We start from the raw sequence: 229 nt of genomic DNA on the forward strand, positions 1-229 counted from the left end.
TCTTCATATGGATAACATCGAACGTAAGCTTCTGAAGTTTGATCGACTTATTAAGACAACGGCAGAGCAAGATGAGCGATGCCAACAGTTGATGAAGTTAAAAGGGGTTGGTGCGATGACCGCTAGCGCTTTGGTCTGTGCAATCGCAGATGGAAAAGAATTCAATAATGGTCGCCAATTGGCGGCTTGGTTGGGCTTAACCCCTTCTCAATACAGCAGTGGTGGTAAA

The 229-nt window shown here is 45.4% G+C and carries 1 protein-coding gene; it reads left to right on the top strand.

Annotation, left to right across the window (positions count from 1 at the left end; genetic code table 11):
• The coding region (locus tag AACR11_RS09960) for a transposase (RefSeq protein ID WP_139374609.1) at nucleotides 1–229 on the top strand (229 nt) is incomplete at both ends.

The organism is Vibrio sp. L85 (assembly GCF_963871815.1).
Lineage (GTDB): Bacteria > Pseudomonadota > Gammaproteobacteria > Enterobacterales > Vibrionaceae > Vibrio > Vibrio harveyi.